At 45.1% G+C, this 11,971-nt stretch carries 11 protein-coding genes and 1 riboswitch; of the genes, 2 read left to right on the top strand and 9 right to left on the bottom strand.

What is annotated here, in order from left to right; genetic code table 11:
* Positions 1–43: 43 nt before the first annotated feature.
* Together tsrA and AACR75_RS11285 are read right to left on the bottom strand one after the other, a co-directional pair.
* Entirely contained in the window at positions 44–325 is a 282-nt protein-coding gene (gene tsrA / locus AACR75_RS11280; protein ID WP_017044523.1) for an H-NS-like global regulator TsrA, read from the bottom strand.
* 90 nt (positions 326–415) lie between these two features.
* Positions 416–1,615 carry a multidrug effflux MFS transporter gene (locus tag AACR75_RS11285; protein WP_010319414.1) on the bottom strand — a complete coding sequence of 400 codons (1,200 nt, stop codon included), beginning with the start codon at positions 1,613–1,615 and terminating at the stop codon, positions 416–418.
* 116 nt (positions 1,616–1,731) lie between these two features.
* Between AACR75_RS11285 and AACR75_RS11290 the strand changes: the two genes are divergently transcribed.
* Both AACR75_RS11290 and AACR75_RS11295 read left to right on the top strand, forming a co-directional pair.
* On the top strand, positions 1,732–2,673 hold the full coding sequence (locus tag AACR75_RS11290; RefSeq protein ID WP_026027502.1) for a LysR family transcriptional regulator: 942 nt from the start codon (positions 1,732–1,734) through the stop codon (positions 2,671–2,673).
* Positions 2,674–2,831: 158 nt separating this feature from the next.
* Entirely contained in the window at positions 2,832–4,622 is a 1,791-nt protein-coding gene (locus AACR75_RS11295; protein WP_047690334.1) for an aminopeptidase P family protein, read from the top strand.
* Between the two features lie 194 nt (positions 4,623–4,816).
* On the opposite strand, the gene thiH is transcribed toward AACR75_RS11295, so the two are convergent.
* The 7 genes from thiH to crcB form a co-directional block, all read right to left on the bottom strand.
* Positions 4,817–5,929, bottom strand: a complete 1,113-nt coding sequence (gene thiH, locus AACR75_RS11300) for a 2-iminoacetate synthase ThiH (protein WP_047690337.1) — start codon at positions 5,927–5,929, stop codon at positions 4,817–4,819.
* A 2-nt stretch (positions 5,930–5,931) separates the two neighbouring features.
* Positions 5,932–6,696 (bottom strand): thiazole synthase, encoded by a 765-nt coding sequence (locus AACR75_RS11305; RefSeq protein ID WP_047690339.1) that lies wholly within the window; start codon positions 6,694–6,696, stop codon positions 5,932–5,934.
* The gene (gene thiS, locus AACR75_RS11310) at positions 6,697–6,906 is read right to left on the bottom strand and encodes a sulfur carrier protein ThiS (protein ID WP_047690342.1); all 210 of its coding nucleotides are present in this window, start codon (positions 6,904–6,906) and stop codon (positions 6,697–6,699) included.
* Positions 6,894–7,682: a HesA/MoeB/ThiF family protein gene (locus tag AACR75_RS11315; protein ID WP_047690344.1), complete on the bottom strand. Its 789-nt coding sequence runs from the start codon at positions 7,680–7,682 to the stop codon at positions 6,894–6,896. Before AACR75_RS11315 ends, thiS begins: the two co-directional genes overlap by 13 nt.
* Complete coding sequence (thiE, locus tag AACR75_RS11320; protein ID WP_047690347.1) at positions 7,672–8,967, bottom strand: thiamine phosphate synthase; 1,296 nt, start codon at positions 8,965–8,967, stop codon at positions 7,672–7,674. The genes AACR75_RS11315 and thiE overlap by 11 nt, the downstream gene beginning before the upstream one ends.
* Before the next feature lie 4 nt (positions 8,968–8,971).
* Entirely contained in the window at positions 8,972–10,921 is a 1,950-nt protein-coding gene (thiC, locus tag AACR75_RS11325; protein ID WP_047690349.1) for a phosphomethylpyrimidine synthase ThiC, read from the bottom strand.
* 108 nt (positions 10,922–11,029) lie between these two features.
* Positions 11,030–11,128: riboswitch (TPP riboswitch) on the bottom strand.
* 52 nt (positions 11,129–11,180) lie between these two features.
* Positions 11,181–11,564, bottom strand: coding sequence for a fluoride efflux transporter CrcB (gene crcB / locus AACR75_RS11330; protein ID WP_013855606.1), 384 nt, complete (start codon positions 11,562–11,564; stop codon positions 11,181–11,183).
* Between the last annotated feature and the right edge of the window lie 407 nt (positions 11,565–11,971).

Here is an 11,971-nt window from a genome sequence, read left to right on the forward strand (position 1 = left end):
CCGAAACTAAATTCCGGGCTATGGCATCGGTACTGATAATAAATTATTTGTTCAGATAAGTTAAAAGCTCTTCAGCCGAAATACCCTGCTTTGCCAATTCCTTCGCCATGATTTCGACTTGCTCGCCTTTACGCGCTTCAATCACTTGTTGAAACTGAAAGACTAAATCACGCAGAACTGGTAATGGTACTTGTTTGGCGGCACTGCGAATACGCTCACTACTTTGGTTGCCTAATTCATTCAGCAATTTTCCGAACATGACCTTTTCTGGAGACTCGTCGAGTTGTTCCCAAATTCGAGCCATTTCATAGGTTGTCATTGACATTGTTGTTTCGTTTCCAAAGTGCAATTGAAATAATTAAGTGGCTAAATATACACCCGTTAAAAAGAATATAAAACAGCAGGTGACAATTTATTAATTCACCACTAATTGATGCCAATAACGCCCTGCTTTAGAAAACAGGATAAACAACGCTGGCGCAATCAGCCACATTTGCAGTGCAATTAATATCTGAGGTTCTAACCCAACACGCTGCATGGTGCCAACTAATAGGCCAGCACCACTCATCTGAAACAAACCAAGCAGTGCCGCGGCGGTTCCTGCACGGTCACCAAATGGCGCCAGTGCTTTTCCTGCGGCCGCTCCCAGAATCCAAGCAAAACCGATTGATGACATAAAAATGGGCAGCATAAAGGCAATCGCCGTTTTCTGTTGTGCCAGCGCGACCATGGTAGTCCCCGCAACCAATAACGTGCCAATTCCAACCACCAGCGCCATATGGGTACCAAACCTATCCATAAATTTCGGCGCACTTAGGCAGGCAACGATATTAATGATGGCATTGAGCCCAAACCAGAAAGTAAATTCGTTCATGGTTAATCCATAACCTTCCATCAATACCACTGGGGCAGAAGTGACATAGGCTAAAATAACCGCCATCGCTAACATACACAATGAAGCATGGAAGAGAAAAGATGGTGTTTTCAATACGGACCAGTAACGCGATAACTTAAAGAACGCTTGCTGTTCGGTGGCTTGCGGGTTGGTTTCTTTCATACCAATCACCATCATTAAACCCGCGACCACGGCAAAACCAGCCATAAAGCTGAAGTTACTGCGCCAGCCAAATTGCTGAGTTAACCAACTACCAAGGATTGGCGCTAATGCAGGAATAAAACAGATTGCACCATTTAAGTAGCTGATCATTTTGCCGCTACGTTGTGGGCCAAAAATATCGCGAACTGTTGCAAAAGCCGCTACCGATGTCGCGCACGCACCGAAGCCTTGTAGTAGCCGAGCCATCAGCATCCATTCAATACTTTGAGCGGCCCACGCCAAGCAAGCACTCAATGCATAAATACTGATCCCTCCTAATGCAACAGTTCGACGACCGAGTTTGTCCGCTAGCGGGCCAGCAAAGAGTTGACCGACTCCCATAGCAAACAGAAACCAAGTAATCGTATCTTGTGCATAAGCGTGTTCCACGTGAAACGTTTGAGAAATTTGCGGCAAAGCTGGTAGATAAATATCAATCGCTAACGGGCTAAACAGAACCAACAAAATCAGTAATGCCAATTGACGCTTGCTATGCGCGTCAGAGGTTATTTGCTTCACGAAACACTCCAGTAATGAGAAAGAACACACTTTTACAACTCGGCTATAATAGAGCAATGATGATATGAATAGAAATGGCTTATACTCATCACAATTATTCCCAAATGGAAATACAGATGAATATAGAAAAATTAGCCAGAATCGATCTTAATTTGCTTGTTTGTCTGTCCGTACTGCTAGAAGAACTGAACGTAACACGCGCCGCCCATCGCCTCTGTTTGAGTCAATCTGCCGTCAGTAAATCGCTTGCCAAGCTTCGTCAGCAGTTTAATGACCCGTTGTTTATTCGTAATTCACATGGCTTAAAGGCCACACCGCAGGCGCTCTATCTCAAACCCAAACTCGACACCCTCATCAATCAGCTCGAGCTACTCACTCAACCACAACAGTTTTCACCACAAAGCAGTGAATACCGTTTTCATATTGCGGCAGTAGAAAGCGTCTACCCATTGATTCTCCCCCATTTTTTGCCCGCTATTTTCAGCCAAGGTCCAAATCTCAACATCAATACTCACTCTTGGAATGACCAAACCTTTAAGAAATTGCAGCTTGGTGAGTTGGATTTAGGCATTACCGGCAAGGACATTGATATCAATGATGCCAAATTAACGATGCTGCCACCCAGTGATATCTGTGAGCAAGAGATCTATCGAGATAGCCAAATGTGCGTGGTACGTAAAGACCACCCAGCATTACGAGACAATTGGACGTTAGAGCGCTATTTATCGCTACGTCACGTACAAGTACGCTGCGATGGTAATGATCGCTGGCTACTCGACTATCGCTTGGCGGATATCGGCCGAGAAAGGGACATCGCAATTACAGTACCGGATTTTAATAGTGCCGCCAGCCTTTGTACCTATACTGATTTTATCTTTACCGCGCCGAGCCACTTCACCCACCTAGTAGCTAAGCAGATGGATCTCGTCGTGTTGCCATTACCGATGGAATTTCCACCTATGGCTTATACGTTATTTTGGCACAGAGACAGAGAAAGTGACCCCGCATTGAGCTGGTTAAGGCAGATGATCCAAACCAAAACTCTGCATCTCAGGTGAAGCTGCGGTTTGCGCCAGTTCGATAAAAAGAGTAGCTTATTGAAGCTCGTCCCCATCGCCACAACCCCATAGACACAATAATAAAGTCAGGGTTTGCTATGGATTTGCACAGCCCCCTACACCTACAACGGACGGTTATAAGAAAGGATATAACACAGATGCATGATTCAATCGCACAACGCGTATCAGCCTTACGTGGCTGGCTCACACAACAAGGGCTTGATGCCATCATCATTCCACACGAAGATGAATATCTCGGGGAATATGTACCGCAACACAACGAACGCCTGCATTGGTTAACTGGTTTTACTGGCTCGGCAGGCGCGGCTGTGGTCACCCACGATAACGCGGCTATTTTTGTGGATGGCCGCTATACCGTGCAAGTTCGTAAACAAGTGCCAGAGGCAACCTTTGAGTACCGTCACTTGATTGAAGAGCCCGTTCTTGATTGGCTCCAAAGCGCATTGGTCTCAGGTAGTAAAGTGGGATTTGATCCGCGCATGCATCGAGCAAGCTGGCTTAAAGCAGCACAGGCAAAATTATCTGATGAGTTACAGCTTATTGCCGTCGGCAGTAACCCAATCGATGAGTTATGGAAGGACCGTCCTAGCGCTGCAATTTCAGCAGTGCGCCTAATGGGTAATGAACTCGTCGGTATCAGTAGCCATGATAAGCGTGAGCAAATAGCCCATCAGCTGAGTAAGAAAAAGATTGATGCGGCGGTACTGACAGAACTTGATTCCATCTGCTGGCTGCTAAATATCCGTGGCCTTGATGTTTCCCGATTACCAGTCTTACTTTCCCATGCCATTATTTATGCTGACTCCAACGTCGATTTCTTCCTTGACCCTGCTCGTCTTCCTGCGGAATTTGACAAGCATGTCGGTGGCGGCGTTCGCGTTAACCATCCAGATCAACTAGAAAAGCAGCTTAATTTACTCGCAGGTAAAAAAGTGATAATCGACCCTGCTACCAGTAATGCATGGTTTACGCTGACTTTACAAAATTCCGCTGCTGAAATCATTAATGACGCCGATCCGTGCTTACTGCTAAAGGCGGCAAAAAATGCAACCGAAGTCTCTGGAATGAAAGCGTGCCACGTGCGTGATGGTGTGGCGATGACCAAATTTCTTGCTTGGTTGGATAATGAAGTGGCTAGCCAAAGACTGCACGACGAAGGCTATTTATCTGACCGCTTACAAGCATTTAGAGAGGAAGACCCAACTCTAGCCGATCTTAGTTTTGATACTATTTCAGCGGCAGGCAGTAATGCAGCTATGTGCCATTACAACCACATCAACCAAGTAAAACCAGGACAATTAGCCCAAGACTCACTTTATCTTGTCGATTCTGGCGGCCAATACTGTGATGGTACGACTGACATTACGCGTACCATTGCCATTGGTAACCCCAGTGAAGAGATGAAAAAACAGTTCACTTTAGTGCTTAAAGGTCATATTGCACTAGCCAGAGCACGCTTTCCAAAAGGCACTTGTGGTCATCAGCTTGATGTACTTGCCCGTCAGCACCTATGGGCTAATGGCTTCGATTATGATCATGGCACTGGTCATGGAGTCGGCCACTTTTTGAGTGTCCATGAAGGGCCACAACGCATCAGCAAAGTTTTCAACAACGTTGCACTGCTTCCGGGTATGGTGCTGTCGAACGAGCCCGGTTATTACCGTGCCGATGCGTTTGGCATTCGTATTGAAAACTTAGAACTGGTGGTCGAAGTTGAAACACAAGGTGATTTCTCTGTGTTGGGGTTTGAGTCACTCACACGTTGCCCGATTGATAAGCGCGCGATCAACATCAATATGTTAACTCGACCAGAGCTCACATGGCTAAATGACTACCATCAAAAAGTATGGGATCAAGTTGGTCCACTCGTTGAGGGTGATAACAAAGCGTGGTTGCACCAAGCGACGCTGCCTATTGAGCATGATTAAACTGCAGTATGATCAAACAAATGCGCTGTAAGTAGTCTCTGTGTAGTAACTTAACCTAGAAAGATGAAAGGCGACCTCGGGTCGCCTTTACTTTAACTTATGATTCTCTTAACTCGAATTCACCTTATTAGTCAAATCACCATACTTTAATGAATGCATCCATATGTTTCACGTGAAACGTGCAAGCCATAACCTCATCCAGAATAGGCAGCATGCCAATCTCGCCACACGACTTCAAAGCCTTGCCCTTTAACAGCGGCGGCAACTTGTGCGGCTGCACGTTCATCGCTAATCACAAATTGCTCAAGCTCGGCCTCTTGCATTGCATAACCTCCAGGCTGTGTTTTTGATCCCGCCGATATGCTGGTAATCCCCAGTGGGATGAGCTTATCCCTAAAGTGCGCCGATTCGCGGGTAGAAAGCGAGAGTTCCACTTCTGAATTGAGCAAGCGAAATGCACAGATGAGCTGAACCAGTTGCTTGTCAGACATAACCGATTTAGGTTGCAGACCACCTTCACAAGGTCGCAAGCGAGGAAACGAAATCGAATAGCGCGTCTTCCAATATCTCTTTTCAAGATAATCCAGGTGAGCGGCCACGTAAAAACAATCGGCCCGCCAATCTTCCAAGCCAATCAAAGCGCCAAGACCAATCTTATCAATCCCCGCCCGGGCAAGTCGGTCCGGTGTTTCAAGGCGAAAGTTAAAATCCATTTTGTTGCCTCGCAAATGATGTAAAGCGTAAGTCGATGGATGATAAGTCTCTTGATATACCATTACCGCATCTAAACCTAAGCTCTTTAGCTCCGCATAGTGCGCTTGCTGAAGCGGTTGAACCTCCATAGCAACATAGCTGACTTCACGCTTTATCAACGGCAGTATCTGCCGGAAATAGTTCATGCCTACTTTGGTTTCATGCTCACCAGTGACCAGCAAGACATTATCAAACTGCATCTGCTTGATAACTGCCAATTCACGTTCAACTTCATGCAAACTTAATGTACGCCGCTTGATGCGATTCTCCATCGAAAATCCACAATAAGTGCACGCATTGGCACACAAATTTGAAAGATAAAGCGGGATATAAAAAGAAAGAGTATTGCCAAAGCGTTGCCTCGTCAGTGCGTAAGAAAGTTGCGCTAACTGCTCGATATAAGGCTCAGCAGCAGGAGAGATTAATGCCTTGAAATCCTCCAAATCGCGCTTCTCTTTATGCAATGCTCGCTCGACATCTGACGCTGTTTTGGAACGGATTGATAACGCAATATCGTCCCAATCGAGTTGTTTGAAACGTTCTAAAAAGCTCATCGCTAGTGATCCAAAAATGCAGTTAGAGGGCTGGATGCGATAGCATGATGAACCTGAGTTGCAAGCCCAGCCTCATAAGCCATTCGACCCGACTCCACCGCCAACTTAAATGCCAACGCCATTTGTATCGGATCGCGCGCGGCCGCAATTGCGGTGTTAACTAAGACAGCATCCGCGCCCAATTCCATCGCAAAAGCCGCATGCGATGGCGCGCCAATACCGGCATCAATAATCACGGGTACACGAGCTTGGTTAATGATGATTTCTAAAAAATCTCGTGAGACCAGTCCCTTATTCGATCCAATTGGCGCACCTAATGGCATTACGGCCGCGCACCCCACCTCCTCTAAACGCTTACAGAGTACAGGGTCAGCATGACAATAAGGCAATACGGTAAATCCATCTTTCACCAATTGTTCCGCTGCTTTTAACGTTTCGATAGGGTCAGGCATCAGATACTTAGGATCGGGATGAATTTCTAGCTTCAGCCACGATGTCGATAACGCTTCACGCGCTAAATGGGCAGCAAAAATCGCATCCTTCGCATTTTTCGCACCCGATGTGTTGGGTAAAAGATGGACGCCTGACTCGATAAGTGGCGCTAAAATATCATCATTTAATTGATTAAGATCGACTCGCTTTAATGCCATCGTCGCCATTTGTGAACCAGATATGGCAATAGCTTTTGTCATTAACTCTCGGTTGGCAAATTTCCCCGTTCCAGTGAACAGGCGAGATTCAAACTGTTTATTCGCTATCGTTAACATTTAGCCTCCTGCAATGGCTTGAAACAGCGATATTTGGTCGCCTTCACTTAATAGGGTCGTTGACCACGCACTACGTGGCACCACGCTCTGATTCAGGGCAAACACATAGCCGGTAATAGTGATCGAAAGCAGTTTGGTGAGATCCGCAATACTGGTTCCCGCTGAAACTTGATGAAACTGCTGATTAATCTTGATGGTTATATCTGACATGTGGCTTCTCCCTTCATCTGATCAGTCTGTGGGTACCCACACACCTCGCACTGGGGATCTTTAACGACATTTAAGGTTTGGAATTGAAACAAATGAGCATCAAACAGTGTCAGTTGGTTAGCATTACGCATCGTCTGTCGAGTCAATATCATGATGGCTTGTAAAGCTTGCAGGGTTCCGATGATTCCGACGACAGGCCCCAGAATACCGAATTCATTACAACGCTGCGCGGCAGGCAGTTCGCTATCAGGCACTAAACAGTGATAACAAGGTGACAACGGCAGTTGATCAAAAGCAATGACTTGCCCCTTCCATCCAATAGCCGAACCTGAAATCAATGGCTTAATTAGTTTACGGCACAACTGGTTAATTAGCTGACGACTGTGGATATTATCCGTGCAGTCAAGAACGACATCAGCATTAAGCACTTCCAGTTCGAGCTGAGTACCAATAAGGCGTTTAGATATCGCTCTTACTCTGCAATCAAGGTTGATGGCTTTAATTTGCTCTGCCATCGCATCGATTTTGGTTTGACCAATTTGCCTCTCTCGGTAGATCACCTGCCGATGTAAGTTGCTGCTTTCAACTCGGTCATCATCCACTATTACCAGTTGTCCAATACCTGCACTCGCCAAATACAAAACGGCCGCAGACCCTAAACCACCACAACCAATAACCAGCACTCGGCTATCAAGTAAAGATTGCTGTCCATTCTCACCTATTTCAGGGAGCGCAAGTTGCCTTTGATAACGGATAAATTGCGCATCAGAAAGCATAATCACATACCTCCTCAGCACTACTTGGTAATCGGTTTTGTATGATTCGATTGAAACTATCAATGACCAACTGAGGTGATTTTGCTTCTGTCACTGCACGTACAACGGCCAAGCCTAATACATCGCACTGCCAAACTTGCAATGCGTTCTCTAGGTTAATTCCGCCAATTGCAACTGTGGGTATTTTTGCACTTACAACTTCATCTGAGTTGGCGGCACAACTTAAACTCTCAATTAGCTGCTGGTAAAGTTTCAACCTAACAAGCCCCTGTGGCTTAGAGGGCATAATTTTGGTGGTGGTTGGGAATATGTGACCCAAAGCGATATAGCTGGGATTTAGTGAAGCGATGTTCAGAATCTCATAATAGCCGTGAGTTGAAATGCCTAAACAGATCCCAGCTTGAGCAATTTGTGCTAAATCTGCATTGGTGAGATCTTCTTGTCCAAGATGAACGCCAAAAGCACCATGCTTTATCGCAAGCTGCCAATGATCATTAATGAAAACCTGTGCTTGGTAGGCTTTTCCAAGCTCAATAGCGGCAATAATTTGTGATTCGAGATCAGGATGCGTTGAATCTTTTATTCGCAGTTGGATTGTCTTTACACCAAACTTCAATAACCGCTCGGCCCACTCAGCGCTATCCACAACAGGGTAAAGGCCAATATTTTTGTCTATCTTTGGAAAACAGATATGATTTTGTTTATCGTCAGCAAAGATGCCAGCTACTGAATGTTGTAGCTGAGGAAAATATCGGCTATCCGTTGGCCATGTTTCACGTGAAACACTCATTGCCGCGCGAGCAACCACTAAAGCATCCTCTAGTAGAAAGTCGAGACACAACAATGATAGAACCCAAGCAAAGTGCTCGCTCTTTGCATCAGCAGCATGAGCATTCGTAGAATATCTTATACGACGCAGCTCTTCTCCGTGATACCACTCATCAACATAGTCGTGTGAGTCAGCAGCTGTAAGCCCTATCTTGACCAAACAAGTTTCTCGTTTCTGGGAGTGCTCAAATGGCATTTGAGCGCAAAAATTGACTTGGTATTGCAAGAATAAATTGGGCTTATCAGTTAAAACACTTAGCGCATCTTCGCACGAGGCTAAGCAATCGCTGCCAATCAAAGATGAGTATGAAGGCGTTACTAATTGACAATATAAAGTTGGGCTGGCACCCAAATAAATATCATCGATATCAAAACCATGATGTTTGGCCAATAGCAAAACCTGTTGTACTTGAGCAGTCAACGCAATGTCATTACGGGGGATAAGTAATTGAATCATCTAATTACTCCTCACTAACGACTGACCGTTGAGTAACAGCAGGATGATAAAGCTCTGATCCTGAGGCTTTAAACTCTTGCGATTTCTGTCTCATGCCTTGTAACGGGTCATCTAGCAGCGTAACGGAAATGAGCGCATCAGCAGCAACTTGCTTGGTATCTAGCGCATACTCTCGAACCTCTTGAGAGATTTTCATCGAGCAGAATTTCGGCCCGCACATTGAGCAAAAATGCGCGACTTTACCAGACTCTTGCGCAAGAGTTTCATCGTGAAAAGCACGCGCCGTAACTGGGTCTAATGCAAGATTAAATTGGTCTTCCCAACGAAACTCAAAACGTGCTTTCGATAACGCATTATCGCGCACTTGTGCTCCCGGGTGCCCTTTCGCAAGGTCTGCAGCATGTGCTGCCAATTTATAAGTAATTAAACCCGTTTTAACATCTTCTTTGTTTGGTAAACCAAGGTGCTCTTTCGGTGTTACATAGCAAAGCATCGCGCAACCATACCAGCCAATCATCGCAGCGCCAATGCCGGAAGTGATGTGATCATATCCCGGAGCAATATCGGTAGTTAATGGGCCCAAGGTATAGAATGGCGCTTCATGGCAATGCTTTAATTGTTCATCCATATTCTCTTTAATCAAATGCATGGGGATATGGCCAGGGCCTTCAATAATGACCTGTACATCATATTCCCACGCTATTTTGGTCAACTCACCTAAAGTGCGCAGCTCTGCAAATTGTGCTTCATCGTTAGCATCGGCAATGGATCCTGGCCGTAGTCCATCCCCTAAGGAAAGGGCGACGTCATACTTGGCGCAAATTTCACAAATTTCACGGAAATGAGTGTAAAGAAAACTCTCGGTATGATGGGCTAAACACCATTTAGCGATAATAGAGCCGCCACGCGAAACGATACCAGTAACACGTTTCGCGGTCATTGGCACATAACGAAGCAACAAACCAGCATGAATTGTAAAGTAATCAACACCTTGCTCCGCTTGCTCAAGTAAGGTATCGCGCATTACTTCCCATGATAAATCCTCCGCAATACCATTTACTTTTTCCAATGCTTGATACATAGGCACAGTGCCAATCGGTACGGGGCTATTACGCAAAATCCATTCTCGAGTTTCGTGAATATTGCGCCCAGTAGAGAGATCCATCACGGTATCCCCACCCCAGCGGGTTGCCCATACCAATTTTTCAACCTCTTCTTCAATTGATGAAGAGACGGATGAGTTACCGATATTCGCATTCACTTTGACGAGAAAATTACGACCAATGATCATCGGCTCTGATTCAGGATGGTTAATATTCGACGGGATAATGGCTCGTCCTTCGGCAACTTCACGACGCACAAACTCAGAAGTTATTTGCTTTGGTAGATTAGCCCCCAAATGAATCCCTGTATGTTGCTGGCTCAGCTGTGCATCCATACACTCTCCACGTCGCGTATTTTCGCGAATGGCAATGTATTCCATTTCGGGTGTGATAACACCTTGCCGCGCATAATGAAGTTGAGTAACGCACTTCCCTTTCTTTGCTCGGCGTATGGCTGGCAAGTTCCCATAACGTAGTTCGTCCAATGTATCATCAGATAAACGTTCTTTAGTGTAAGCAGAACTGACCTCATCAAGCCACTCGGTATCATCCCGCTCAGCGATCCATTTTTCCCTTAATTTAGGCAAACCTTGATATAAGTCGATAGTATGAGATGGGTCGGTATAGACACCTGAAGTGTCATAAACGCATATAGATTCATTCGGTTGATAAATCGGTGAGAACTTTGTGCCCCCGACCAAGCTGTCAGCTAGTTTAATCTCACGCATTGGCACGCGGATATCCGAACGTGAACCAGTAATATAGATTTTAGAGGAATTTGGGTAGGGTTCGACAGACAATGTGTCAATGAATTGTTTGGCTTTCAGTCTCGCTTGTTTGCGACTCGACATAGCATCTTCCTTTTTGTACTAGGGATAAATGCTTGACGGATTAATGCACAAGAGTTGATCAAAATAGAGTCTTGATCTTAAGGATATAACGCTAGATAGATCACTAGCAGGTTATATTCTCTTGTTCCCTTCGCAGGTATTAGCCTGATCAGGTTCAACGGATCCCGAAAATACGGTCTCAGCCTTATGGCACTCCGACAAGTTGAGTCACGATTATAGGGAAAGACTATCCATTAACCAAGATGAAATTGTGATTTCGTTAACTTCTCATCAACAACTGGAAACCTATCCAAGCCGCTGAGATACTTAACACCACGTTTAATAAGACATTAACACCCATTTTCAGAAAGGCTCCTTGCTGCATCAGCAATACATTATCCATAGAGAATGTAGAAAATGTGGTTAATGCACCCAAGAAACCCAAACCAATAATCTGGCGCCATGGCTCAGTTGCAAGTAATTCACTCTCAAAAGCAGCGATCAATAATCCCATAATAAATGAGCCGACAACGTTAACGGTGAGCGTTCCATAAGGAAACCCGCGTCCTAACAAGAACACACATAGCTCGGTAACTAGATAACGTGCACATGCGCCAAATGCGCCACCTAATGCAATAAAACCTAAAATAGACAGCTGTCCCATAACGAATTCCTAAAAGTAACCGTCGTTATTTTAACCGCTAAGCATAATAAATCGAACCTAATTACTAAAATAATCAAGGAAAGTTATGCTGATAATCTAGTGCTTTTAAAAAGTTACATCCGTCACTTACTGAGTAAATGGATAAGCTAAACCGCTCTTAATGCCAATTGAAGTAACAATATGATCTAATTAAGGCTATTTCACGCTCGGGATCGCTTTCTTGGATACAGCTTGAGTACAGAGAGCTGGCCACAAAAATGTGCCGAAGGGATGAGGTAAACGGAATTAGTTAATTTTTCGGATTACTATCATAGAGGAAGCGAACAGATAGCAAAAAGCCTCAGCATTTCTGCGGAGGCTTGATAGATGGCAGGGGTGGAGAGATTCGAACTCCCAACACGCGGATT

This window comes from Vibrio sp. ZOR0018 (genome assembly GCF_963865925.1).
In the GTDB taxonomy this organism is placed as follows: domain Bacteria; phylum Pseudomonadota; class Gammaproteobacteria; order Enterobacterales; family Vibrionaceae; genus Vibrio; species Vibrio anguillarum.

Bases quoted from the DNA above. Each gene is read 5' to 3' on its own strand.
- AACR75_RS11290 (WP_026027502.1), top strand. From the start codon at position 1,732: ATGAATATAGAAAAATTAGCCAGAATCGATCTTAATTTGCTTGTTTGT.
- AACR75_RS11295 (WP_047690334.1), top strand. From the start codon at position 2,832: ATGCATGATTCAATCGCACAACGCGTATCAGCCTTACGTGGCTGGCTC.
- AACR75_RS11315 (WP_047690344.1), bottom strand. From the start codon at position 7,682: ATGCTTTCTGATGCGCAATTTATCCGTTATCAAAGGCAACTTGCGCTC.
- thiS (WP_047690342.1), bottom strand. From the start codon at position 6,906: ATGTCAGATATAACCATCAAGATTAATCAGCAGTTTCATCAAGTTTCA.
- AACR75_RS11305 (WP_047690339.1), bottom strand. From the start codon at position 6,696: ATGTTAACGATAGCGAATAAACAGTTTGAATCTCGCCTGTTCACTGGA.
- thiE (WP_047690347.1), bottom strand. From the start codon at position 8,967: ATGATTCAATTACTTATCCCCCGTAATGACATTGCGTTGACTGCTCAA.
- thiH (WP_047690337.1), bottom strand. From the start codon at position 5,929: ATGAGCTTTTTAGAACGTTTCAAACAACTCGATTGGGACGATATTGCG.
- tsrA (WP_017044523.1), bottom strand. From the start codon at position 325: ATGTCAATGACAACCTATGAAATGGCTCGAATTTGGGAACAACTCGAC.
- thiC (WP_047690349.1), bottom strand. From the start codon at position 10,921: ATGTCGAGTCGCAAACAAGCGAGACTGAAAGCCAAACAATTCATTGAC.
- crcB (WP_013855606.1), bottom strand. From the start codon at position 11,564: ATGGGACAGCTGTCTATTTTAGGTTTTATTGCATTAGGTGGCGCATTT.